This window comes from Shewanella sp. AC91-MNA-CIBAN-0169 (genome assembly GCF_040310165.1).
GTDB lineage: Bacteria > Pseudomonadota > Gammaproteobacteria > Enterobacterales > Shewanellaceae > Shewanella.
This window is the reverse complement of sequence record NZ_JBEOPM010000002.1, coordinates 79031-105025: the sequence shown is the minus strand read 5'-3', so window position 1 is coordinate 105025 and position 25995 is coordinate 79031. Positions and strand designations below refer to the sequence as shown.

Here is a 25995-nt window from a genome sequence, read left to right as displayed (position 1 = left end):
CTGAAGCTGATTCGATTTCTCATTGTGCGCATTAGAAAGTGGGCAAGTATCGCTGGAAACGTGTTTTTTTGGGGTATCTGTCACTCTATAAAACCTAGGTAATTGTCATACGCGGCTATTCTAGCAAATAAAAAAGACGCCGCAGCGTCTTTTTATTTAAAGTAAGGAGTCACGCTACAGCGTTATTCCCATTCAATTGTTGCAGGTGGCTTACCTGAAATATCATAAACCACACGTGAAATACCATCGACTTCATTGATAATACGATTCGACACGCGACCCAAGAAATCATACGGTAAATGTGCCCAATGCGCAGTCATAAAGTCGATAGTTTCTACCGCACGCAGCGATACAACCCAATCATACTTACGACCATCACCCATTACGCCTACCGAACGAACAGGTAAGAAAACGGTAAAGGCTTGGCTGACTTTATTATACAAATCAGCTTTATGCAGTTCTTCAATAAAGATAGCATCGGCACTGCGCAATAAATCACAATACTCTTTTTTGACTTCGCCAAGTACACGAACACCTAGACCAGGTCCTGGAAACGGATGACGATAAAGCATGTTGTAAGGCAAGCCTAACTCTAAACCGATTTTACGCACTTCATCTTTAAATAATTCACGTAATGGCTCAACTAAACCCATCTTCATATTGGCAGGTAAACCGCCAACATTGTGGTGCGACTTAATCACATGCGCTTTACCCGTTGCACTGCCCGCTGATTCAATAACATCAGGATAAATAGTACCTTGGGCTAGCCATTTGGCATTAGCGCATTTCTTTGATTCTTCGTCGAAAATCTCAACAAACACACGGCCAATGATTTTACGTTTGGCTTCTGGTTCTGCTTCGCCAGCCATCGCATCTAAGAAACGGTTTTCAGCATCGACGTGAACAATTTTGAGTCCAAAATGATCGCCAAACATTTCTAATACTTGATCCGCTTCATTCAAACGCAGCAAACCGTTATCAACAAACACACACGTTAGTTTATCGCCAATCGCACGATGTAATAACATCGCCACAACCGATGAATCTACCCCGCCAGATAAACCCAGAATAACTTCGTCATCACCAATTTGCTTTTTTAAACGCTCAATAGCATCTTCAATAATTGATGATGGCTTCCAATTGGCTTTACAGCCACAAATGTCTAGCGCAAAATGCTCTAGCATACGCTGACCTTGGCGAGTATGCGTCACTTCTGGGTGAAACTGTACGCCGTAAAAACCTTTATCTTCATTGGCCATCGCAGCAAACGGACAAGTTGCTGTTTTAGCGACGGTCACAAAACCTTCAGGGATAGCAGACACTTTATCGCCGTGGCTCATCCACACATCAAGCAAAGGTTTGCCTTCTTCGCTAACGGCATCTTCAATGCTTTTAAACAAAGCTGATGTGGTTTGCAATTCAATTTGTGCGTAACCAAACTCACCTTCGCCAACGCCTTGAATCACTTTGCCACCCAGCTGCTCTGACATGGTTTGCATGCCGTAACAAATACCCAATACCGGTACACCAGCAGTAAACACATATTCAGGGGCACGCGGTGAATTGTCTGCTGTGACACTTTCAGGGCCACCGGCTAAAATAATACCATTTGGGGCAAACTCACGAATTTGCGCTTCGCTCACATCCCACGCCCATAACTCACAATACACACCAATTTCACGGATACGACGCGCAATAAGTTGAGTGTACTGAGAACCAAAATCGAGGATTAGAATCTTATGATCGTGAATATTACTCATGAATAACCTTTACATATTAATTAAGTGTAATAACTCGCATCCAATTGATGCGGTCAAATTAACGCTAATAAAACGAGGGCGACATAACGTCGCCCTTATCATAATTACGAACGATAGTTTGGTGCTTCTTTGGTAATAGTCACGTCATGAACGTGTGACTCACCCATACCTGCTGAAGTCACTCTTACAAACTGTGCTTTTTCATTTAACTCTTTAATCGTGGCACAACCGGTTAAGCCCATGCATGAACGCAAGCCGCCCATGTGTTGATGAATGATCTCTTTCAACTTACCTTTGTACGGCACGCGACCTTCAACACCTTCAGGTACGAGTTTGTCTGCTGCGTTGTCACTTTGGAAGTAACGGTCAGATGAACCTTGAGTTTGGCCCATAGCGCCCAGAGATCCCATACCACGGTATGACTTATAAGCACGACCTTGGTAAAGTTCAGTTTCACCCGGCGCTTCTTCAGTACCAGCAAACATAGAACCCGCCATGATGCATGATGCACCTGCAGCTAATGCTTTAGCTAAGTCGCCAGAAAAACGAATACCGCCATCAGCAATAACAGGAATGCCTAAGGCGAGTACTGCTTCAGCAGCATCAGATACCGCAGTGATTTGTGGTACACCGACACCCGTTACAATACGAGTGGTACAAATTGAACCAGGGCCAATACCGACTTTAACGGCGTTAACGCCCGCTTCAACTAGCGCAATTGCACCAGATGCGGTGGCAACGTTGCCGCCAACAATTTGTAAATCAGGGTATTTGGCTCTAGTGTCACGAATACGCTGCAATACGCCTTCTGAGTGACCATGTGATGAGTCAATCAATAACACGTCAACACCGGCTTTTACGAGCGCGTCAACACGCTCTTCATTGCCAGGACCCGCGCCAACTGCAGCGCCCACACGTAAACGACCTAATTCGTCTTTACATGCGTTTGGTTTGCGTTCAGCTTTTTCGAAATCTTTAACGGTGACTAAGCCTTTAAGTTTAAAGTTTTTATCAACCACTAAGACTTTCTCAATACGATGAGAATGCATTAGTTTTTGTACTTCATCTAACTTAGTACCTTCAGTTACTGTGACTAGACGATCTTTAGGGGTCATCATGTCGGCAACGGTTTTGCTCCAATCAGTCACAAAACGCACGTCACGACCTGTAATAATGCCCACTAGTTCGTGTGCATCATTGACTACAGGGTAACCAGCAAAACCATTATGTTCAGTTAATAAACGTAAATCAGTTAAGCTTGTGGTAGGTGTAACAGTAACGGGATCTTGAACAATACCGGCTTCATAACTTTTAACTTTACGGACTTCTTCGGCTTGTTGCTCAATACTCATGTTTTTATGAATAAATCCTAAACCACCTTCTTGCGCCATCGCGATCGCAAGACGAGATTCAGTCACAGTGTCCATAGCAGCAGACACAAGTGGAATATTTAATTCGATTTTAGTCGTTAAACGAGTTTTAAGAACAGCGGTATTAGGGAGTACGGTCGAGTGGGCAGGAACCAACAACACATCATCAAAGGTTAGTGCATCTTTCAGTAAACGTAGCATGGCAACATCTCCCTAGTAAGTAGGATTTGAGGTGAAATATTGCGGCGAGATTATACCTTGCATATTGCAGTTGGTAAATGGAAAATGGATTTTTATTAACGTTAGAATGAGAACTCTCATGAGTGCCACAAAAAACAATGTTTATAGTGTTTCGCAATTAAATAGCGAAGTGAGGCATATTCTTGAAGGTCAAATCGGCAAAATTTGGCTAAATGGTGAAATATCAAACTTTTCGGCCCCAAGTTCAGGGCACTGGTATCTCACCTTAAAAGACGCTCATTCACAAGTTCGCTGTGCCATGTTTAAGGGCCGTAATCAATCTGTGCGCTTTAAACCCGTCAATGGTCAACAAGTGTTGATTAAAGGCGCCATCAGTGTTTACGAGCCTCGTGGCGATTATCAGCTGCTACTTGAGTCAATGTTGCCAGCAGGTGATGGACTACTCGCACAAGAATTTGAAGCATTAAAACTAAAATTGGCCGCTGAAGGCCTATTTTCCCTAGAAACCAAACGCCCTATTCCAACTAATATCCAACGAATTGGTGTCATCACATCGGCAACGGGTGCGGCGTTGCGAGACATCTTGCATGTATTAGCACGCCGAGATCCCTCAATCGAAGTGGTTGTGTACCCCACTCAAGTTCAAGGTGCTACAGCCAGTCAATTAATCTGCCAAGCCATTGTTACTGCCAATCAACGCATGGAAGTTGATGTACTGTTGCTTACCCGTGGTGGTGGCTCGTTAGAAGATTTATGGTGCTTCAACAGCGAACATTTAGCCCATGCGATTTACAACAGCGCACTGCCTGTGGTGAGCGCTGTTGGCCATGAAATAGATACCACTATCAGTGATTATGTTGCCGATGTACGCGCCCCTACGCCGTCAGCCGGTGCTGAATTATTATCGAAAGACAAAGGCAATAAAGCTGAAAAGTTGGCGCTATTGCTATCGCGTTTACAGCAAGGGATGAAACATTACCAATTGCAGCAGTATGGACGATTAACTCAGTTATCTCACCAACTCCAACGCCATGAGCCGCAACATAAACTGCAGCAATTTGAACAACGATTTGACGAAATGCAAATGCGCTTAGAAAATGCCTTACAGCATAAACTCAGTCGCCTAACCTTACGCCACCAGCAATTACATAATCGCTTGCAACAACGTTCACCAATTAATACCTTAACCATAGAAAAACAACGGCTTGGGTATTTAATTGAACGCTTTAACGACGCCAGTAAAGATTATTTTAAACAGGCTGAATCACGAGTTTCACAGGCCGCCCATAAACTTGATACCGTCAGCCCGCTGGCAACCTTGAGCCGAGGTTACTCAATCACAAGTACCAATGAGCATGTTATCGAAAATGCCAATCAATTAAGCAATGGTGATGTAATTCATACTCGGTTAAAGCAAGGAAGTGTCACCTCCACCGTGACAGATGTTTCAACTAAATAACAAGCATGATTTCGATGATAGAAATGTGGCAAAAGGACGTAACGTGAAACGGATAGATTATCGATTATATATGCTTGTTATTTAGATCACTTACCATCCATATATACCAAATTATCTGTGCCAAATACATGTAGTCATCTAGATTATTGTTCACTAACTCCGTTATCGGTTAAGCAAAAAAAGCCATCTTTCGATGGCTTTTTTATTTACAGATTAACAAGCATTGCTTGTTAACCACACTCACGGATAAAACTATTTACCCATTGGTGTTAATACAATTTCTACACGACGATTTTGCGAACGACCTTGCTCGGTAGAGTTGCTGGCAATTGGGCTTGACTCGCCCATACCAGTTGAAGATACCCGTGAACCGCTAACCTTCTGGCTCGTCATATATTGCGCAACTTCACTCGCTCGTACTTGTGACAAACGCAGGTTATAAGAATCTGAACCCGAACTGTCGGTATAACCAATCACATTTAAGCGAGTGTCATCATATTCTTTAGCCACTAATACAACACTGTTTAACACTGATTTAGCGCGTGAACTTAAGACAGTTTGATCAACCGCAAAAGTCACTTCATTAGGCATGTTCAGTACAATATTGTCACCGTTGCGCGTCACACTCACGCCAGTTGATTTTAACTGTTTACGCAATTCTGCTTCTTGCACATCCATGTAATAACCAATACCACCACCAAGAGCCGCACCAGATGCTGCACCAATTAATGCACCTTTACCGCGGTCGCTTTTACTTGATGAAAGTACACCAATGGCTGCGCCTGAAAGACCACCGATAATAGCGCCATTTGTGGCTTTAGCATTTTCTGATTCGCCCGTATAAGGATTAGGTAATTGGCAACCAGACAACAACAGCGCCGAACCGATTAATGAACTGCATAACAATGATGCATTTAACTTTACTGACATACACACTCCTAACTACTTATCCCATATGGATAAGTAAAAACTGACAAAATCAAAAATCGTCATTCTAACGTAGATCTAAGGTACATAAGCATAAATTTTACGTTATATTTTATTAATCAAACGTCGACGAAACCCCATCACTCCGGCGAGTAAGCCAATACTTAACCAAGATAACGCCCCGCCTGAATGTTCAGTTTCGATATACACCTCTTCCACATAGACCGCATCACGGTCGCTACTTTCAAGTGGCAACGCGTACAAGGCATTGGACTCATCACTACTTATTGTCGCAACCGGATCGGCATAACCTAGCTCATATAAATCGATCAACACATCATAGTGATCGGCTTGATAACCACTGGCTAACGTAGTGAGCACTTCGTAATCATCATTACTAGAATCTGCGTGGAGGGTGAATACGTCGGTTGAGTAATAATGGATCCACGGCCCACCATCTTGGCTTAAATATAACTCGGCAAATACATCAGCCTGAATGTCGCCCGCACTGCTGGTTATATCAGCATCAAAGGTCACACTAAAGGTTTGATAAAAACCATCATAATCATAGTCATCAAATAAACTTGAATCTGCACCGTAGAAAGAAAAGTCGTAATAAACAACTTGACTTTGCTGCGCCAACGCTCGTTGTTGCTGGTTGGCCGTTGTCGCGGCAGCTTTTTGATTTTTAGCCATCACTTGTTCACGGGTGACTTTTTTATTCAGGGTTGTAACGGTACCTTGCAACTTAGCTTGCTCATGTAAAGCGCTCACCCTAGCCTGCTTGTCCGCTTCAGTTTCTGGCGTTTGCGGATTAATGACTCTTGCTTGACTGTATGTACCAAAAGCTTGTTCAGAGATCCGTTCGGCGCCTTGTACTGTTGGCGAACTTAACCAGAGTGCACTGGCAATACATAAACTTACGCCCCATTTTAGCTGGGTATTAATTGTCGATAGATTAGCTGTCTTGGCAGTATTATGTTTCATGTTAGTTCCTCACAGTCTTGATATTGAGGCCATTTAACCCTAATCAAAATGAACGTAAGCTGAACATAGCAATAAGGTAGACTTCCGTTATCGCTACCCTTTAGTGCCACTGTTATAAATCAATACCGCGAAAACATCCCATAGAGGTAAACCATTCAGTTAATGTTCATCTGCTCCCCCTTATACTGCCAAGTCAAATCATCGATACATTGGCATTTACTGATATCTTACGGGCGTTTATGTTTCGTTTACGGCTATTTACTCAATAAGATTAAGTAGATGTTTCTATATAGAAAGGGATCTTTTACACTGGCAATAATGAGGTTATTAGGGAACACAATATGCAGCGTATGCTCAACGTAAATGCCACCATGTTAGGCCTGATGTTAGCGGTACTTTCACTAGCGTGCTCAGTGCCGTCCTATGCTGCTGCATTACATTCATCAGCAGGTGCTCAGTTCTCCCCAGGCCCCAATAATAATCGTCAAAACAATAACCAGCAGAACAGTAATCTGGTGGTTAATAGCGCTCAACAAGCTGTTCAAATGGCTCAACGAAGTTATTCAGGTAAAGTATTAAAAGTGCAATCAGCTAACGTCAATGGACATCCTGGTTATCGAATTAAATTACTCACCAATGATGGAGTCATTTTTTATGTGTTAGTCGATGCCACTAATGGCTCGGTTACAAGGAACTAGCTCATGAGATTATTACTGGTCGAAGACGATTTAGCCCTACAAGCAAACATCAAACAGCACCTTATCGACGCGCAATATACTGTTGATGTCGCCAGCGATGGTGAAGAAGGCTTATTTCAGGCTCAAGAATATCAATACGATGTCGCCATTATCGACGTCGGTTTGCCTAAGCTTGATGGCTTGTCATTAATCAGTAAGTTACGTGAGCAAGACATTAGCTACCCGATCATTATTTTAACCGCTCGAGACAGTTGGCAAGATAAAGTGGTCGGTTTAGATGCCGGCGCAGACGATTACTTAAGTAAGCCGTTTCAGCTAGAAGAACTTGTCGCACGAATTAATGCATTAATTCGCCGCTCCGCAGGTAAAGCCAGTCCAGTGATTCAAAATGGTCCCTTTAGCATTAATACCCGCAGTTTAGAAATTAAAAAGAGCCTGCAAATAATTAACCTTAGTGGTTCTGAGTACAAACTATTTGAATACCTGATGCTGCACCCAGGGTCGGTACATTCCAAAAGCAGTTTAATTGAACACATTTATGATCAGGATTTTGATTTAGACTCCAACGTGATTGAAGTGTTTATCCGTCGTTTACGTAAAAAACTCGACCCCGACAATCAATATCAATTAATTGAAACACTGCGTGGTCAGGGCTATCGACTGCGTCAATTAGACCCTGATGCGTAAACTACTCAGCTCGCTTAAAGTCCGCATTGTGATCAGTGCGTTATTACTGATTTTGGTATTATTGCCTATTATCGGCATAACCGTTAATAACGCCTTTGAAACCCAAATTAATGTCGCGGCAAAAAACCAGTTAAAAGCCTATGTTTACTCTGTTTTAGCCATGGCAGAAGTGGAAGATAACCAATTACAAATGCCGTCTCATTTACTTGAAAACCAATTCAATGTGATTGGTTCAGGTCTTTATGCGTTAATCACCACCAAAGATAATCAGCTACTGTGGACCTCAAACTCATTTCTCGGCCTCAACACCCCGATTAACTTACCCAAGCCCGTAACCGGTAGAAGTACCTTCGACTCGATATTGATTAATGACAAGCCACAGCTGATATACAGTTTTAGCGTGAGTTTTGCCACCAGCGAACAGCCTTTTACCATGACGCTGCACATTATAAAAAACCAACAAGAATACCTACAACAAATCCAAAAGTTTTCTAACACCTTATGGACTTGGTTGCTAGTGTTAACCACCTTATTGGTTATTGTACAGCTCAGCTGGTTGCTATGGACCCTAAAACCTTTAGGCCAATTTAGCCAAGAACTCAGTGCGGTAGAACAAGGCACATCAATGCAACTCAGTACCCGCTACCCTGTGGAATTGCAAAAAGTAGCGCAACAGTTAAACACCTTATTACAAACCGAACAAAATCAACGTAAACGCTACCGTAATGCGTTAGCCGATTTAGCCCACAGTTTAAAAACACCTTTAGCGGTAATCCAAACTCAAGCTGATTTAAGCGACGCCTCGATGGAACAAATTAACCGTATAAACCAAATTATTGCTTACCAACTAAAGCGGGCACAAAGCGCGGCGGGCAGTGCTTGGCACTTAGGGGTTAATGTTGACAGTATTGCCGTTAAATTAGTCAGAACCTTAAGTAAGATATACCAACATCAAAACCTCACCATTGAGTATCACCCCAACGAACAAGCCCGCTTTAAAGGCGATGAAGCAGACTTAACAGAAATGCTTGGTAATGTGCTCGACAATGCCTGCAAAGCCGCGAAAACAAAAGTGACATTAACCCTTACACAGCAAGATAGTCAGCTATGCATGACAATTGAAGATGATGGAGAAGGTATTCCGAAAGATAAACAGCAACATATTTTTGAACGGGGGATCCGTGCAGACACTTACACTCAAGGCCACGGGATCGGACTGGCAATCGTTAGAGACCTTGTCGACAGTTATCACGGTAAACTTACTGTTGGCCAATCGGCATCATTGGGTGGCGCTCAATTTGAGTTTACTTTCCAACAATAAACACCTGCTTTAGATTGCCGCTATATTCTATTTGTTTAGTTTATCTATCTAGCTTATTGCTCTTGCTTACTCCTCTCGCATAGTTCTAGCGTATTAACTTCCGTTATGAGCTTTCAGCTTATGTTCATCTTCGGCCCGTTATGATGAACCTAACAGTCATCAATGACGCTGGAGATAACATGAAAAAAGCCATTCACGTACCCGCTCAGGCATTGCTCGCCTTAGCCTTGGTCTGTATGCCATTAACCAATGTGCACGCGGCGCAACCAACTAATTCATACACTTATACAGCAGAAGATGATGTAGTGAGTGATGCTGAGTTGGCACAAATGCTCGCGCCAATAGCGCTATATCCAGACAGTTTATTAACCCACATATTAATTGCATCAACGTACCCATTAGAAATTGTCCAAGCCAAACGCTGGTTATCAAACCAAGGTAACCGCGACACCAACCAAATTATGACCGAGGTAGAGTCGCAAGACTGGGACCCAAGTGTAAAAGCCTTGGTAGCATTTCCCAATGTATTGCAGCGTTTAAATGATGATTTAGCGTGGACTCAAAGCGTAGGCGATGCCTTTTTGCAAGATGAAGGCCGCATGCTAGACACCATTCAATCATTAAGACAACAAGCTGATGAAGCCAACAACTTAGCCGACCTTGAGCAAGTAAAAGTGTCGCGGGTTGAGCGCCGGATTATTATTGAATCAGTTCGCCCAGAAATTGTTTACGTGCCTTATTACGACAGCCGTATCGTTTATGGCAACTGGCGCTGGAATCGTTATCCACCGGTTTATTGGAATGCACCTGCTTATGTACATTATCGCCCTAACCACAGTGCTATTTACTGGGATAGCGGAGTACGTATTAGCTTTAACTTCTTTTTTAGTGGTTTTCATTGGCATGATCGCCGTGTAATTGCGGTACCAGTACGTCAAAACTACCGTTACTACACACCACGAAAAATAAGCTACAGCCATGGTGCCCAACATTGGCAACATAAACCTAAGCATCGCAAAGGTGTGGCTTACCACAGCCAAGTGATCAGCAAACGTTATAATGGCCATTATGAGAAACGTAACAAGCAGGTAAGTTATTCACGCGAAGCCAAACGCCAGCAAGCCAATGAACCTCGTCATTATTCCACCAAGGTGAATGATCAGCGTAAAGACATAAACCATAGCAGCAAGCAGGATAAGCGTAGTGACAAATCAACGTTAAGAAGTGTAGGCCGCAATGAGCCGATTGAGCACAAAAGTAGCCAGCTAAAACGCGAGTTAAGCCAGCAACGTCAACCAGCAGCACAAGTAAAATCATTTGAGCGCAAAGGTGAGCCGATGAAGTCAAACTACAGTCGCCAACGCGATGTGGCCCAAACTAAGCCTAAATATGAGACAAAACCAGTGGCGAACATAACAAGCAAGCCGCGCACTCAAGAATTACAACAAGCTCAACGTAACACTCGAGTTGAAACATCGCGCCAGCCGCAAGTTAACGCGATGCGCAATCCACAACAGCAAGTGAAACCAATACGCAGGAGTGAACCACAAAAGCAGCAAGTTCGCGAAACAACTCGATCCACGCCTCAGCAAGCTTCGCGATCAATGAGTCAGCAACGTGATAATGCATCATCACGCCGTGCAAGCCAATCGAGAGACACCGGACCTTCAAGAGAAAAACCGTCTAGAGAAAGACAGTAAACAGTAAACAGTAAACAGTAAAAAAAAGCCGCGAACTACAACAAAAACAACATGAGTAGGTCTTGTCTCTCATGTTGTTTTTTGTCTATATAAAATCAATAAAATTGCCAGTATTCACGCTAAACCTGAGCATGGGGTAATACAATACAGACATTTAAGCCATGAGGTTCTACTCGGCTAAAAGTCAATTCACCATGATGTAAACTGATAATATGCTGACAAATTGATAAGCCTAAACCCGCACCATGTGAAGCGTTTTCATCAACACGATAAAAGCGGTTTTTGGCTAAGCTGATTTCCTCATCTGACATGCCCCGGCCTTGATCAAGCACATAAATTTTTGTCTGTTGCTCGTCCTGAGTAACCTTAATGGTTATTAAGGATTCTTTAGGACTGTATTTACAGGCATTTTCGATAATATTTTTCAGTACTAATTCGATGTAAAACGGATCGGCATTAATGTTCATATCTTTAGGAACAACGATATACCACTCGTAATCGGCAATGACGTGTACTAGCTGATTTATCACATTCTCAATAATATCTTGTAGCTTACAATCGGTTTTATTTAACGCCTCTATCGCATCCACTCGTGATAACAACAACAGCTGCTCCACTGTATGGCTAATGCGGTTTACACCCTCGCCTATGGCTTCTATATATGGCAACGTTGCCTGCTGAATTTGTGGCATTTGGCTAGACAATACATCGCTTAAGCCATCGCTGTGTAACTTAATAATCGCTAATGGCGTTTTAAGTTCATGGGCGGCATCGGCACTAAAACGACGTTCACGGATCATCGTCTCGCTAATGCGCAGCAAGAAGCCGTTAAGGGCTTTTTGCGTTGATGCTAACTCCTTCGGTAAAGTGAAATTGATAGGGGTTAGGTCTTGGGCTGAGCGGTTATCTAAATGACGTTCTAATAACTTAACCGGTTTAAATAAGTAATAAATTAACAACAACATGAAAAACATCATAATAGGAGTAATGATTAACGGCGAGCGCCAAGTGTTGCTGATAATTAATGACACGATCTCTCGTCGAACATCATCACGCTGTGCGGTTACAATCCATACCTGATGCGACGATGAGAAAAAGCTGTACACATGCCATAACTCATTATCGATGCTACGAGTGTCATAGCCTTGGATGAAATTGGTTAGTTGTTGCTCGCCAGAACTATCAGAATACGCGAGTAACTGCCCCGAGCTGGATAGTAATTGAAATGATAATTTATGCTCATAAGACAAGGTGACAGGATTAGATTGATCAGCAAAGGTTTCTATTTTTGAATCCGCAACATGGAACAAACTTGGCTGCTGGAGCAATTGTGCCAGTTGAGCTTCTGTTAAATGTTCGACATAAAACTGTTCCAACATTTTGGCGGTTTGCACCATCTGCGCATCAAACAATTCTTCGACTTCATGCATAGCATCACGCGTACTGAGTATGCTCGAAAAAGTTACCGTAAGAACAATCCCCACCAGCATAATCAAACTTAATAATAATCGTAATGAAAACATAATATCCTTATTGTATTAAGTGTAATTAAGCCGCTGTTTGGCTGCCCAGCATTTACTTCATCTACCCTATCTAACTCATAATAAAGCTATACCGTTTCAGTTAAAATATAGCCTATACCGCGCACGGTTTTGATCAGCTCAGTGGCCGTTTTTTTACGTAGATGATGAATATGCACTTCAATCGAGTTGCTGCCCACTTCATCCCAGCCATAAGTTAGCTGTTCAAGTTGATTACGGGTTAATACGCGACCTGCTGATTGAGCAAATTCGAGTAACAATTGATATTCACGGCGTGAAAGCGACACTAACACATCGCGAAAATGCACTTCACAACGGGCAAAGTCGATGTTGAGAGCACCATAGCTAAATTGGTTATTATCTAGGCCATGTTGGCGTCGAATAATCGCCTTAAGCCTAGCAATTAATTCCCTCACATCAAAAGGCTTACTTAAATAATCATCGGCACCAATATCTAAACACATTAAGCGGGTGTCGAAATCGGTGTTGGCTGTTAATACAATAATAGGTAATGAGATACCATTTTTACGCCACTGTTTTAATAAGTCTGCACCATTGCCGTCGGGTAAACTTAAATCGAGAATAATGGCGCTAAAATCTTCATTTTCTAAGGCGATTTGGGCTTGATTATATGATGCTAAATGATCGACCTGAATACCTGATTTAGCTAAGCTCATTACGATGCCTTGTGCTAACAACTTATTATCTTCTACTAATAACACCCGCATTCAGTACCCTTATTCATTAACGAAACACCTTAAAATCGACACCTTGTTGCTGTAAAAAACCTTCAGCATCAGCTCCTTTTAGCATCGACATTGTGGCCAACATTCCTGCCATAACACAATTGGGCGCAAGCACAGTGACCGATAATGGCGCTTGCTCTACAGGGTAACCCTTTTTAGGATTAATAATATGCCCATAACGGTTACCGTCCACCTCTATATAGCGCCGAGTAGTGCCGCTAGTGGCTAACGCCCCCTGGCGAATGGTTAACAGTGCCGCAGCGTTATCAAGCTTATGAGGGTTTTCAATCCCCACCTGCCAGCCATCGCTTTTGGTGATCGGGCAAGCAATATCACCACCAAAGTTGACTAATACCGATTGCTTTGGCCAACGACTCGCTAATATTTGTGCAGTGCGATCCACCGCATATTCCTTACCGATACCGCCAAAGTCGACACTCATGTCTGCAGGCATACAAACGGTCTTATCCGTCAATGCAATGCGATCAAAACCCACCTTAAGCAAAGCGGCATCAATATCAGTTTGTAACGGCACACGATGGTTACCATCAAAACGCCATAACGCCATTAATGGACAGGCACTGATATCAAATGCTGATTCACTTAATTGAAAACATTGTTGAGCAAATTGCAATAAATGCACTGTCTCGGCATCAATCGGGGTCGTTTCACCTTGGGCATGATTTAACTGCCACACCACGTTAGCTTCAGTAAAACGGCTGAATTTATGTTCTATACGCTTTGCTTCGTCATAAGCAATAGTCAGCATTTGCCTCGCAATATACTCGTCATCAACTGCCATTAATAATTCACATGGGCTAGCCATAGCATTAAATGAACCTAAAAAGCCCCAAGGACGAGGCTGTAAGCTCATCACTTTTGGGGCTTTTGACATTGTTGTTAGTGGTTCAAGCAAGTTAAATTACTCTGTTTATTGATGACACATTCATCTTAAAACGAATAACTCACTTGAGCTACTATCGCTTTCACCGCTGGGAATAAATCGTAGTTTTGTAGCTGACCAGGTATCTCAGTACCATTATTTTCAGGATTTTGCTGATAATACTCAATACGATAACTTAATTCATGGCCACCCGATAAACGCTGGCCAAATTTAAGTCCTATGGTGTAAGCCGTCATATCACCAATGCGATAATCGGCGCTGGCATACTCTGGTATTGCATCGCCACTCATCAAGAATGGTTGATAAAACTCAGCGGCTTGCTGCTGGTAATAACGTAAGTGCAATTGTGCGTACATAGTTGGACTGAAATTATATCTGTAATGCGTTTCTAAAGTATGCGATTGAATATCCCAATCATCAGTACTATAGCGATATGAAAAATCGACTACGCCAGAATCCAGTGCACCTTTGGTGAGTAAAAACACACTGTGCTTAAGGCGTGAGTCTGGACGATTTTCGTAACGGTAAGCTTGTGTTTGACCGTTAACATCGACCTCACTAAGGATCTTATACGGGTCGGTCATGTAACCTGACACACTTGATAAACCATAGTTAGCTTGCATCAACCAATTACGATTAATAATCTGAGTCACACCAAACATAATATCACTGGTTTGTTTAGTATCATCACCCGCTAAACGCGTTTGATCAAAGGCTGCTTGATAATCGGCATCACTGGTATAATCGCCACGAAACACCATTTCTGACATTGCCACAGGACGACCGCCAACAGGGTCAACCACATCATTGGTAAATGCCCCCGATAACGACAACGTAGTGTTATTTTTATTAAAACTACGTTCAAGACCCGCGTTAATGCCCATCGAAAGATAATCAAACTCTTTTGAACCGTACACACCTACGTTACCGGTCCAATCTTGATTAAGCACTTCTTGCCAGTTAGCGCTAAGCTGAACACGAGTATCATGAAAGGTATCATCTAGCGGTGTTTCGCCAGCACTGACAGTATATTGGCCATCACCTGACGGACGCGTGAAAGTTTGACTGTCACTTTGTGCAACGGCACCAGAAGCTGATGCACCAGTTAAACTGTCGACCACAATTTTAAGGTCCAATAACGAACTGTCACCAAAGGCTTTTTGTACATTACCAATCGCTTCTGCAGCTTGAACACGGTCTTGCTCGCCATAATACATAATGGCAGCATCAACCTTCCAATCATCATTGGCAGGAATCGGTTCTGCAGCACTGGCCTGTTGGCTTAATAAACTACAGCTTGCTATGGCCAACGCACTGGCAATACTTTGCTTAGATGTTAGTTGCATCCACAACCTCCGCCCGCTAATGAGCGACCACCACTAGTACCTTCTTTACTAAAATAAATATGGTCATCTAACGCGAGATCAAGTTTTTCGCTGTTCAACGCCATATCAGCACGAGCTAATTGATCTTTTTCCCAAGGTTGTACACCTAAGTTCGAACAGCCAACCAAACTACTGACAATGGCTAATGCCACCACAGCTTTGGCAAAGGGTTGATAAAATGCTTTTGTCATCAATTTACTCCTGTAACAACATCTGGATTTCTTGTTCATAGGCGGGAATGTTTTCGGTAAAAAAACCCATGTGAGTTTGCACTAATTCACCTTTACGATTGAACAAAAAGCTACTTGGCATACCTTGTAACTCAAAGGCTTGGGCAATATCACCTTCAGGGTCGAAACGAAGATTAAATTTTGCCGGCAGTTTGCTCAAAAACTCATGGGCTAATGCGGTATCAACATCAAGGTTAATTGCGACTACCTCTAAACCTTGCTGTTGATATTTAGCCTGGATGGCATTCATCCACGGAAATGATTTACGGCATGGAGCACACCAAGACGCCCAAAAATCGACATAAACCACTTTGCCAGCAAATTGTTGCAGACTGACACTTGCACCTTGTTGATCTAACACATCATGTTCTAATGACGGAGCAGCATGAGCTTGGGCATTAACACCTAACCCTATCGCTAAACTTAACGCTATAAACTTAATGTTACGAAAATGACAAAATAACCCAATTGACATCATATTTTCACCTAATAAACATATTGCAAACAACATAGTCCACCAATCTTAAGATTCACTTAAGCATTGTAAAGATATCGTAAAGACAATTTATGCCATTAAAAAAAGAAAATAACATTAGCCTCCAATCATTTTCGACACGATGCCTTTATCGTTACCAGACTCGGCCACTAAAATCCCTGCTAAATGTAAACTTATAAAAGGGATGAAATACCACAGTGCCAACTTATGAATTGTTTCAGCCTGTTCTTCTATTGCCTCTGGACCAAACTTGAGTAACAAACCTGTTATTACAGAGAACGCTATGCCAGCATAAAATACCCAATACACCCATGCCTGAAACTTTTGCTTTGTCGTAGCTTGGCGCGAAAAAGGCGACGGATAATGCAGACCAAATTTAGCCATATAAACAAACCGAGCAAAAACAAATACGCCCACCGCATAGCCAAAATAAATATGCCACTGGAACATAACGCCACGAATACTTTTAGCAATGCTCACCGCTTGTTTATCGGTAATAATGACATCTAATTTCGCTAAGCCTTGGTGAATTATGGCGGCCATATGGTTTTTTTCCATCCACCCAAGCCTTAGTAATACGGTTAATAACATCACCATCATGGTCAAGGCCAACCCCCAATGAATAAGACGATGGAATAATGGATAAGTTGTCTGTGTTTGCATATAAACCTCGGTAGGATTGCGATGATGGGGCCATTATCACGCCGGAATCTTAACAATCACTTATGGATAACAATAATCGAAAAAGAATCTAAAACATGACACTATGGCGATAAAATAACTTTGAACGAACTCACACATGACTCATTTTCTGCACAATACCCGACAAATGGCGTTATTCCTTGCAGGTTTAGGAACTTCATTGGGCGGACTTTATACTTTATTCCCACAGTGGGCTGTCGAAAACCTTAACCAGTTAACCTATCACTCCAGTGACACAATATTTATTCAGCATTGGGGATTTATGGTGCAATACCAACTCCAATAATTATCTGGTCATTCAGCGGAAGTTCTGCGCCTTCTAGGCAAGTAATAGGATTGTAGACATAGTTGTTCTCGGCAACAGCTCCTGCGTTGCTCTATCTCCTGCGTCCTTGCAGTCGTACGCCAATAAGCAGCATAGAAGGTGCAGAAACCCGCCCTGCGGGAGCTACTCAGGGTTTCCATTTCTTTGTTGCATTGTTTTACAAGGGAACAACCATTCTTTCAACAATGCGCCTCAAACTGGAAACCTGAGTGGCTCTGATTGAGCACATAATTAATGGAATTGGTATTAGTAGGGTGTAGCTTTTTTATTGCGATGGTGCGTTCAACTTGGATAAAACCACTGTTTTGCATTGCGCTAATTGAAAAGCTATTTTTTATTAGCCTAGTATTGAGCAATGCCAATCAATCTTTTGTCGATGGCTTTTGGCTATCAATGGTAATGGACAGTATTATATGTGCTTACATCGCCGCTTATTTATGGTTTTGTCGAACCACTTCAGATTTAACGTCTTAAGCTAAGCAAACTTAATTTAGCCAAGACTATCTGGCGGTGCCGCGACATCGCATTTTTTACAAATAAGGATCATTCCTAATTGCTGTTGCCGACCTTCTACTGTTATTACCCAAGGGCGAACAGTCCAAGGTGGATTATGGCGTACATGTTGAAAATGGCCGCAACCTAATTCTGCCACCCAATGATGTTCTTCATCCAAATGATAACCGGTAATTTTTTGCTGCATCCTAATTCACCCAATCTTTAATACCAATTCTAATAGACGGTAAACACCTACAAAAAAGCCTGAACAAGTCAGGCTTTTTGAGTAATAAGTAACTTAAATAACAACGAGGTTACTTAGTACGATCGCGAATGTGGCTCATTGCACGCTTACGACGACGCTCTTGACCCACGGTCAACTTCTCAGTTCTACCTTCAAACGGGTTAGAACCTTCATGGAAACGTAACTGAATTGGCGTACCGACTACTTTTAATGAACGACGGAAATAGTTCATCATATAGCGCTTATACGAATCAGGTAGTTTCTTAACTTGGTTACCATGAATAACCACGATTGGTGGATTATAACCGCCAGCGTGAGCATATTTAAGCTTCACACGACGACCATTCACCAATGGTGGTTGGTGATCATCTTGCGACATTTGCATAACGCGCGTTAGCATTGATGTACTTACGCGACGTGTCGCACTGTCGTAGGCTTCTTCAATTGACTCATATAAATGACCAACGCCAGTGCCATGTAATGCCGAAATAAAGTGAATACGAGCAAAATCGATAAAGCCTAAACGGCGATCAAGTTCGCTTTTAACACGGTCTTTGACTTTTTGATCAATACCGTCCCACTTGTTTATCGCAATCACCAATGCACGGCCTGCGTTTAAGGTAAAACCTAATAAACCAAGATCTTGCTCTGCAATACCTTCGCGTGCATCGATAACTAATAATACTACGTTAGCATCTTCAACCGCTTTCAAGGTTTTAATTACCGAGAATTTCTCGATAACTTCATTTACTTTACTGCGACGTCGAACACCAGCAGTATCAATTAACACGTACTCTCTACCTTCGCGTGACATTGGAATGTAAATACTGTCACGAGTGGTACCTGGCTCGTCATAAACGACGACACGTTCTTCGCCGAGGATACGGTTAATCAGTGTTGATTTACCCACGTTAGGCTTACCAATAATGGCGAGCTTAATCGGTAAGTTTTGTAGGCGTTCTTGTTCTGCTTCCGCTTCTTCTTCAGTATATTCACGTTCAACTTGCTCGCCTTCTTCGTCGAGTTCGCGAACAATACCCATAGCTTCGGCATAAGGCGTTAGTGCGTAGTCAATCATGTTGGTTACACCACGACCTTGCGCGGCAGCCATTTGATAGACTTCACCTAAACCTAGAGACCAAAATTCACCACAAGCTGAATCGGCATCAATACCATCAACTTTGTTGGCAACCACAAAAGTGACTTTATCACGGCTACGTAAATGCTGAGCAATCGCTAAATCGGCAGCGGTCATACCAGCACGAGCATCGGTCATAAATAATACGACGTCAGCTTCTTCAATCGCGGCCAATGACTGTTCAGCCATTTTGGTTTCGATCCCTTCTTCGCTGCCATCAATACCGCCAGTATCTACAACGATAAACTCGTAGCCAGCTAAAAATGCACGGCCGTACTTACGGTCACGTGTTAAACCTGGGAAATCAGCGACTAACGCATCACGAGTACGAGTAAGACGGTTAAATAATGTCGATTTGCCGACATTCGGTCGCCCTACAAGGGCCACAACAGGGATCATGATTTTGCCTCTAAAAAACTTTTCAATAAAAAGCCCCCGGAACGCTTCCAGGGGCTCTAGTAAGGACATTATACCTTAATTAACGCAAAAATAGTGCTATGACTTATTCCGCATCAGTTTCAGTATCTTCCTCAACATTCATTTGCTCTTCTTTGTTCAACGTAACAATCGCGACTTTGCCGCTACGGCCTTGAACATAGATTTTGTCACCCACCACTAAAGGTTGGGCATATAATCCATCACTATCAACTTGAACTCGGCCAACTATATCGCCGCTGTTACGGTCAATAAAATGCAAGTAACCTTCAAAGTCACCGACAACAATATAATTATCAATTACTGCAGGGGCTGTTAACTCACGGTTTTTAAGGACTGAAGTGCTCCATAACTCTAAACCATTACGGCGATCGACAGAGTAAATACGGCTATGATCATCGACCAAATACAGGCTAATACCTGCAGCGGCTAAATCATTAAAGCTTGAATATTTACGCGACCAAACTACGCGACCGCTACGAAGTTCCATAGAGACTAAGTTACCATTGTAACTAGCAACATACAGATTTTCGCCCAGTATTAATGGCGTCATATCAATATCAGCCATCCGGGTAAACTCATTTGCACCGGTTGGACTAAAAACGGCTTGTTCCCAAGCAGCTTGGCCATTACTTTTAACGACAACTGCGACTTTACCGTCAGCTGTTCCCAAAAAGAACCCGCCCGCTTCATACGCAGCAGAACCTGTACCTCTTAAGGTAAGATTTGGCAGTTGCATTTCATAGGTCCATAACTTTTTACCATTATCGATATCAAATGCTTCAAATGCGCCTTTACTGGTATTTACCGCGACAACATCTTCTGCCACTGTTGGTGCCGATAATAACTCGCCATTTGCTTGCGCAGACCACACAACGTCACCCGTTGCTTCGTCAAGCGCAACCAATAAACCGGTTTCGCCACCAACAAACACTTTATTACGTGCAGCGGTAACACCTGCAGCTAAAAGAATACCCTTGGTTTTGGTTTCAAGCTTATCTTCAAAGACATCATTGAAGTCTTTTTTCCAAAGCTCATCACCGGTTGTTTCATCAAAGGCAACCACAATACCGCTACGATCGGCGACAAACACCTTGCCGTAACGAACGGTAGGACGAAGTTGAGAGTAATAATCCCCTACACCGTCGCCGACACTGGTATCCCAAGTAATCTCAGGAAACACGGTTGCTTGTATATCAACTAATTCACTCACTGGCTCTTCTTCAACATCACTTGAAGAACAAGCAGACATAAGAGCAACACTTAACCCAACGGCAAGTAGATTTTTACACCACGACTTCATCGGCTAAATTCCTTATGCCTTGTTTAGATTGTCTAATTTCATGGTCAGCGCTGGACTGGCTAACGCGCCACCATTATCCACTGCTGCTTGATAAGCTGATTTGGCTTTATCCAAATCACCTTGACGCACTAAAAAGTCGCCTTTCAATTCTTCACGTTGTGAAGCAAATGCTTTATCAGTCACTTGATCTAACGTCGCTAACGCCATGCCTATATTGTTTTGTTCTGCTTGAATACGTGCTAAACGAATCATCGCTACCATACCCAAACCAGAACCTGGTTGGGCAGCAATTATCTTAGTAAATGAGGCTTCAGCTTTAGCTAAATCACCCGCTTCAACCGCTGACTTTGCTACCATCAATTCAAGCAATGCTTGATAACCTTGCTGATCATGTTCTGATGCAAAGCTTTCTGCCTGAACCAATAACGCAGCAGGGTTAGCCGACTGTGTCACGATAGACTGAAACGACTCTGAAGCTTCTTCAGCCGCCGCCACTTTCATGTCTGAATATTCGTTCCAACCATATAGACCGCCAAGGCCTACTACGGCACCCACAATAATTGAGGTACCATAATCTTTCCAGAACTGCTTGATAGCATCTACTTGTTGTTCTTCTGTGCTATAAATTTCCACTTGCACTTCCCCTTTAAAATCTGTTCTTAAATCAGTTCTGCAATTTTAGCTACGAGTTCACTACGCGTAACCAATTGTTGTTCATCGTTTGTTCTTAGCGGTTTAATAGCGACTTGGCTATTAGCCATTTCGTTTTCACCAATAATTAACGCAAACTGAGCACCACTTTTATCGGCACGTTTCATTTGCTTTTTAAAGTTGCCACCACCGCAATGGCTCATGACTTTAAGTGTTGGTAACTGTTGACGCAACTCTTGAGCCACTTTAATGGCTTCAACGACGCAATTTTCACCCATTGCAGTGACATAAACGTCAACTTCTGGGGCAATATCACTGGTTAACTCAAGTGTTTCAAGCAATAGTACAATACGCTCAAGGCCCATTGCAAAACCAACAGCTGGGGTATCTTTACCACCAAGTTGGCCGACTAAGCCGTCATAGCGCCCACCCGCCAATACTGTACCTTGAGAGCCCAGGCTAGTGGTAACCCATTCAAATACAGTGCGGTTATAATAATCTAAACCACGGACTAAACGCGGATTAATGGTGTATTGGATACCAACAGCGTCTAAGAGTTCACATAAAGTTGAAAAATGTGTCTTGGTCTCTTCACCAAGATAATCCATCAATGCGGGAGCATCAGCTAAAAGAGTCTGCACTTGCTGATCTTTACTGTCTAGCACTCGCAATGGATTGGAATACATGCGACGTTGACTATCTTCATCTAACTTGTCTTTGTGCTGCTCTAAAAATGCAATTAAGGCATCACGGTAAGCGGCACGTTCAGCCGGATCGCCTAAAGTATTAAGCTCAAGTGCCACGTGTTCTTTAATGCCTAACAAGTCCCATAAACGGGCAGATAACATTAATACTTCAGCATCAATATCGGCGCTACCAATGCCGTAAACTTCAACGCCAAACTGGTGGAATTGACGGTAACGACCTTTTTGCGGGCGCTCATGACGAAACATGGGTCCCATATACCATAAACGTTGTTCTTGATTGTAAAGCAGACCATGTTCGTTACCCGCACGCACTGTTGAGGCTGTGCCTTCAGGGCGTAAGGTTAAGCTGTCACTGTTACGATCTTCAAAGGTGTACATTTCCTTTTCAACAATATCGGTCACTTCACCAATAGAGCGTTTAAAAAGATCGGTACTTTCTACAATAGGAGTACGAATTTCACTGTAACCAAATGCACTAACTGATGAGCGCAATACAGCTTCGACTTTTTGCCATAAAGGACTTTGAGTAGGCAGAATATCATTCATTCCACGAATAGCTTGGATTTGCTTTGCCACTGTTAACGTGTCCACTTCTTGATTAGCTTGCGCTAATAAAATGTAAATATACCCTCAACATCGACAACTCTTGGTTGCCATGCACAGGATTAAGATTATTCAGTTTTATCGATTATCGCGATGCGATTAGCCATCATGCTGGCTTTAGCGCGGATTTTTGCTTCTAAACCATCGACAATATTTTTATTGTCAAAGCGCTCTTTTTGACGCACTCCGTCATCATAATAACCGCTCTTAGCATGGCCGCCAGTTAAGCCGATATCAGCCACTAACGCTTCACCTGGACCGTTGACTACGCAACCAATAATAGACACATCCATTGCAGTGGTAATGTCCTCAAGACGACGTTCGAGTTCATTGACGGTACTAATCACATCAAACTCTTGGCGCGAACAAGAAGGACAAGCAATAAAGTTAATGCCACGGCTACGAATACGTAATGACTTTAAAATATCAAAACCAACTTTAATTTCTTCAACCGGATCGGCCGCTAACGAAATACGTAAAGTATCACCAATGCCTTCAGCTAATAACATGCCTAAACCGACAGCTGATTTAACTGAACCCGCACGCATCCCACCGGCTTCGGTAATACCTAAATGTAATGGTTGACGAATTTGTTTAGCCAGCAGACGGTATGATGCGACAGCCAGGAATACATCTGACGCTTTAACGCTGACTTTAAATTGATCGAAATTCAAACGGTCCAAAATATCCACATGACGCATCGCTGACTCAAATAATGCTTCAGGTGTTGGTTCACGATATTTGTCCATTAAGTCTTTTTCAAGCGAGCCACCATTCACTCCGATACGGATGGGAATGTTTTTATCGCGGGCGCACTCAACCACACTGCGAATGCGTTCTTCATTGCCGATATTACCTGGGTTAATACGCAGGCAATCTGCACCGTATTCGGCCACTTTAAGCGCGATACGATAATCGAAATGAATATCGGCCACTAATGGCACATTGACAGACTGTTTGATAATTTTAAAGGCTTCAGCATCATCCATTGTCGGTACTGAAATACGTACAATATCAGCGCCCACTTTTTCTAATGCTAGAATTTGCGCCACGGTGGCCGCAACATCGGTAGTTTTAGTATTCGTCATCGATTGAACAGCAATCGGTGCACCATCACCAATAGGGACATTGCCCACATAGATACGTGTTGATGGTCTGCGAATAATTGGGGATTCGTTATACATGCAAATATGCTCTACTGCTGTTGCTAAAGCATTATGACGCTTTAGGCAGGGTTAATCTTGCAACTCGACCGTTGGCAAACTCAGCTAAACTGACATTATTGCCATCGAGGCTGATGCTGGCTACTTGAGGAGCACCCAGAATCACTTTAAAAGGTTTTATTCCACGAACTTCAATTCGTTGTGCCGAATTCTTCACGCCATCAACCATCACTTTGCCATTAGCATCAGTCACGTTAACCCAACAGTCACCGGTAAGCTCAATGGTTAATACACTTTCGCCACTGGTTAAACTGGTGTCTGTTGTTGATGAAGATTCAGTACTAGCAGTTGTAACACTGCTGCTAGCCGCTAATTGTTGTGCAGTACTGGCTGCATCTTGTGCCGTTTGAATCAGCTTATCTTCGGCTTCTATTGCTGCCTTGTTAGCCGAATCTGTTGCACTATCATTGCCTTCGTTACCTAAATCATTAGCAGTAGATTGCACTGAGCCACTTCGAATGATCTGTTGCGGTTCAGGCATGTTGCTTTCAGCAGCAATCTCTTCAACGGTAGGCTGCGATAAATCAACATTGGTTAGTAACGATGATTTCTGTACCCACCACAACACTAACATGGCAATCAATACGGCAACGATAAGATAAGTCACTAAATTAAGACGACTATTACGAGCTTGATGAGTCGTTTTACGTGAAAAACTTTGCATCGCAGGCGCAACAATTTCAGGCAACTGATGGCTTAAGCATTGTTGAATTTGGTTAATGTCAGCACTCACAACACGGGCATAATTTTTAATATAACCTCTAACATATGTGGTAGAGGCAATATTAACAAAAATGTCATTTTCAAGATCATTGATAATCTTGGGACGTAAATGCAATTGGGTTGCTACGGTCTCAATTGAGAGTCCCTTTGCTTCGCGAGCCGCTTTTAAAATGGCGCCAGCAGTAACAACATCCTTTAACAATGACGTTTCTTCTACGTCTTGTTCTACTTCGAATTCTTTAGTCATTAATTCAAGTTAGCTCTATAATTTTTGGCTTGTGGAGATGCAGGAAACTTAGCAATAAGTAAAATGCCAAATCGTTTTACGGCTTCTATATCATTCGCCGCCCGCTCAATCTTAATCCCTAAGGCTAAACTTTCTGCTGATTCGCTAGCAACTCGATGGTATCTTGCGAGTTGTTCGCGCGCATTGCCGTAGTCAGCATCTTCCATGGCTAACTCGGTTAATTCTAATAACGTTACTTTACGTCTTTGATCATACTTTAACGCCATATTAAAATACTGTCGCGCTTTTTCTTTATCACCGGCTTTACGGCTGCATACGCCTAAGTTTTCATAACTCGATGCGGTACGGGTATATTTAGGTGTTTCAATCGCCGCAAGAAACATTTTCTCAGACTCAACAAAATTATTTTGCTGACACAAAAACACCCCAAAGTTATTCCGTGCATCACCAGTAACATCACTCAAGCTAATGGCTTTTTTATATGACTCTTCTGTTCGCTCTATATCACCAACTGTTTGATAATAATAAGCCATTGCCATATGAACTTCACTGATATTCGGTGCATATTCAACAGCTTTATTTAAATTGTACTTGGCTTGTTCACTATTTCCACGATTTAGATAAGTTAACCCAAGTTGCATTCGTTCTCTAGCGGCCCCCTGCTTATCAAACCGACGCTCTGCTACAGGGGTATCAGTACCACTGTAAGTACGCTCAGTAACACAAGCAGTGACGGACAAAGCCACTAAAGTAATCAGAACAACCTTTTGCATTCCGTGCTTCATTT

26 protein-coding genes are annotated in these 25995 nt (G+C 42.6%); 7 read left to right on the top strand and 19 right to left on the bottom strand.

What is annotated here, in order from left to right:
- Positions 1-182: 182 nt before the first annotated feature.
- Positions 183-1760, bottom strand: coding sequence for a glutamine-hydrolyzing GMP synthase (gene guaA / locus AAEY98_RS02895; protein WP_192115363.1), 1578 nt, complete (start codon positions 1758-1760; stop codon positions 183-185).
- 104 nt (positions 1761-1864) lie between these two features.
- A complete protein-coding gene (gene guaB, locus AAEY98_RS02890) occupies positions 1865-3331 on the bottom strand; it encodes an IMP dehydrogenase (protein WP_101085482.1) in 1467 nt (488 codons plus the stop codon).
- 118 nt (positions 3332-3449) lie between these two features.
- Between guaB and xseA the strand changes: the two genes are divergently transcribed.
- Positions 3450-4790 carry an exodeoxyribonuclease VII large subunit gene (gene xseA / locus AAEY98_RS02885; RefSeq protein WP_101085484.1) on the top strand — a complete coding sequence of 447 codons (1341 nt, stop codon included), beginning with the start codon at positions 3450-3452 and terminating at the stop codon, positions 4788-4790.
- A 252-nt stretch (positions 4791-5042) separates the two neighbouring features.
- Here the strand turns inward: xseA and AAEY98_RS02880 are convergent, their stop codons facing one another.
- Together AAEY98_RS02880 and AAEY98_RS02875 are read right to left on the bottom strand one after the other, a co-directional pair.
- A complete protein-coding gene (locus tag AAEY98_RS02880) occupies positions 5043-5720 on the bottom strand; it encodes a YiaD family glycine zipper/OmpA-like lipoprotein (protein WP_162022615.1) in 678 nt (225 codons plus the stop codon).
- 102 nt (positions 5721-5822) lie between these two features.
- On the bottom strand, positions 5823-6704 hold the full coding sequence (locus AAEY98_RS02875; protein ID WP_351014857.1) for a choice-of-anchor H family protein: 882 nt from the start codon (positions 6702-6704) through the stop codon (positions 5823-5825).
- Positions 6705-7045: 341 nt separating this feature from the next.
- Here AAEY98_RS02875 and AAEY98_RS02870 point away from each other — a divergent pair, with 341 nt between their 5' ends.
- From AAEY98_RS02870 to AAEY98_RS02855, 4 genes are all read left to right on the top strand, one after another.
- Positions 7046-7402 carry a PepSY domain-containing protein gene (locus tag AAEY98_RS02870; RefSeq protein WP_242445092.1) on the top strand — a complete coding sequence of 119 codons (357 nt, stop codon included), beginning with the start codon at positions 7046-7048 and terminating at the stop codon, positions 7400-7402.
- A gap of 3 nt (positions 7403-7405) precedes the next feature.
- Positions 7406-8089 carry a response regulator transcription factor gene (locus AAEY98_RS02865; RefSeq protein WP_059747866.1) on the top strand — a complete coding sequence of 228 codons (684 nt, stop codon included), beginning with the start codon at positions 7406-7408 and terminating at the stop codon, positions 8087-8089.
- Entirely contained in the window at positions 8082-9410 is a 1329-nt protein-coding gene (locus AAEY98_RS02860; RefSeq protein ID WP_351014855.1) for an ATP-binding protein, read from the top strand. Before AAEY98_RS02865 ends, AAEY98_RS02860 begins: the two co-directional genes overlap by 8 nt.
- Positions 9411-9589: 179 nt before the next feature.
- Positions 9590-11110 (top strand): DUF3300 domain-containing protein, encoded by a 1521-nt coding sequence (locus AAEY98_RS02855; RefSeq protein ID WP_351014853.1) that lies wholly within the window; start codon positions 9590-9592, stop codon positions 11108-11110.
- Positions 11111-11229: 119 nt separating this feature from the next.
- Here AAEY98_RS02855 and AAEY98_RS02850 read toward each other — a convergent pair whose 3' ends face one another.
- The 7 genes from AAEY98_RS02850 to AAEY98_RS02820 all read right to left on the bottom strand — a co-directional run bounded on the left by AAEY98_RS02850 (position 11230) and on the right by AAEY98_RS02820 (position 17075).
- On the bottom strand, positions 11230-12633 hold the full coding sequence (locus AAEY98_RS02850) for an ATP-binding protein (RefSeq protein WP_351014851.1): 1404 nt from the start codon (positions 12631-12633) through the stop codon (positions 11230-11232).
- Positions 12634-12719: 86 nt separating this feature from the next.
- Positions 12720-13379: a response regulator gene (locus tag AAEY98_RS02845; RefSeq protein ID WP_101085497.1), complete on the bottom strand. Its 660-nt coding sequence runs from the start codon at positions 13377-13379 to the stop codon at positions 12720-12722.
- A gap of 16 nt (positions 13380-13395) precedes the next feature.
- On the bottom strand, positions 13396-14292 hold the full coding sequence (locus AAEY98_RS02840; RefSeq protein WP_351014849.1) for an FAD:protein FMN transferase: 897 nt from the start codon (positions 14290-14292) through the stop codon (positions 13396-13398).
- Between the two features lie 56 nt (positions 14293-14348).
- The gene (locus AAEY98_RS02835; RefSeq protein WP_351014847.1) at positions 14349-15647 is read right to left on the bottom strand and encodes a DUF3570 domain-containing protein; all 1299 of its coding nucleotides are present in this window, start codon (positions 15645-15647) and stop codon (positions 14349-14351) included.
- Positions 15638-15877, bottom strand: coding sequence for a DUF4266 domain-containing protein (locus tag AAEY98_RS02830; protein WP_162022608.1), 240 nt, complete (start codon positions 15875-15877; stop codon positions 15638-15640). The genes AAEY98_RS02835 and AAEY98_RS02830 overlap by 10 nt, the downstream gene beginning before the upstream one ends.
- Before the next feature lie 4 nt (positions 15878-15881).
- Positions 15882-16394 carry a TlpA disulfide reductase family protein gene (locus AAEY98_RS02825; protein ID WP_351014845.1) on the bottom strand — a complete coding sequence of 171 codons (513 nt, stop codon included), beginning with the start codon at positions 16392-16394 and terminating at the stop codon, positions 15882-15884.
- A gap of 114 nt (positions 16395-16508) precedes the next feature.
- Positions 16509-17075: a cytochrome b/b6 domain-containing protein gene (locus tag AAEY98_RS02820; RefSeq protein WP_101085505.1), complete on the bottom strand. Its 567-nt coding sequence runs from the start codon at positions 17073-17075 to the stop codon at positions 16509-16511.
- A gap of 136 nt (positions 17076-17211) precedes the next feature.
- On the opposite strand from AAEY98_RS02820, the gene AAEY98_RS02815 reads away from it, so the two are divergent.
- Both AAEY98_RS02815 and AAEY98_RS02810 read left to right on the top strand, forming a co-directional pair.
- The gene (locus AAEY98_RS02815) at positions 17212-17400 is read left to right on the top strand and encodes a hypothetical protein (protein ID WP_335690142.1); all 189 of its coding nucleotides are present in this window, start codon (positions 17212-17214) and stop codon (positions 17398-17400) included.
- A gap of 273 nt (positions 17401-17673) precedes the next feature.
- Positions 17674-17913: a hypothetical protein gene (locus AAEY98_RS02810; RefSeq protein ID WP_351010662.1), complete on the top strand. Its 240-nt coding sequence runs from the start codon at positions 17674-17676 to the stop codon at positions 17911-17913.
- Positions 17914-17929: 16 nt separating this feature from the next.
- Here the strand turns inward: AAEY98_RS02810 and AAEY98_RS02805 are convergent, their stop codons facing one another.
- From AAEY98_RS02805 to pilW, 8 genes are all read right to left on the bottom strand, one after another.
- On the bottom strand, positions 17930-18139 hold the full coding sequence (locus tag AAEY98_RS02805; protein WP_350999924.1) for a DUF3565 domain-containing protein: 210 nt from the start codon (positions 18137-18139) through the stop codon (positions 17930-17932).
- 109 nt (positions 18140-18248) lie between these two features.
- The gene (der, locus tag AAEY98_RS02800) at positions 18249-19715 is read right to left on the bottom strand and encodes a ribosome biogenesis GTPase Der (RefSeq protein WP_101085510.1); all 1467 of its coding nucleotides are present in this window, start codon (positions 19713-19715) and stop codon (positions 18249-18251) included.
- Positions 19716-19818: 103 nt separating this feature from the next.
- Entirely contained in the window at positions 19819-21054 is a 1236-nt protein-coding gene (gene bamB, locus AAEY98_RS02795; RefSeq protein ID WP_101085512.1) for an outer membrane protein assembly factor BamB, read from the bottom strand.
- A 12-nt stretch (positions 21055-21066) separates the two neighbouring features.
- Positions 21067-21687, bottom strand: a complete 621-nt coding sequence (locus AAEY98_RS02790) for a tetratricopeptide repeat protein (RefSeq protein WP_182743949.1) — start codon at positions 21685-21687, stop codon at positions 21067-21069.
- Between the two features lie 26 nt (positions 21688-21713).
- Positions 21714-22988, bottom strand: coding sequence for a histidine--tRNA ligase (gene hisS, locus AAEY98_RS02785; protein WP_350999927.1), 1275 nt, complete (start codon positions 22986-22988; stop codon positions 21714-21716).
- A 95-nt stretch (positions 22989-23083) separates the two neighbouring features.
- Entirely contained in the window at positions 23084-24199 is a 1116-nt protein-coding gene (ispG, locus tag AAEY98_RS02780) for a flavodoxin-dependent (E)-4-hydroxy-3-methylbut-2-enyl-diphosphate synthase (RefSeq protein WP_101085518.1), read from the bottom strand.
- 31 nt (positions 24200-24230) lie between these two features.
- Positions 24231-25208 carry a RodZ domain-containing protein gene (locus AAEY98_RS02775; protein WP_192114488.1) on the bottom strand — a complete coding sequence of 326 codons (978 nt, stop codon included), beginning with the start codon at positions 25206-25208 and terminating at the stop codon, positions 24231-24233.
- Positions 25208-25993 carry a type IV pilus biogenesis/stability protein PilW gene (gene pilW / locus AAEY98_RS02770; RefSeq protein ID WP_101085522.1) on the bottom strand — a complete coding sequence of 262 codons (786 nt, stop codon included), beginning with the start codon at positions 25991-25993 and terminating at the stop codon, positions 25208-25210. The genes AAEY98_RS02775 and pilW overlap by 1 nt, the downstream gene beginning before the upstream one ends.
- Between the last annotated feature and the right edge of the window lie 2 nt (positions 25994-25995).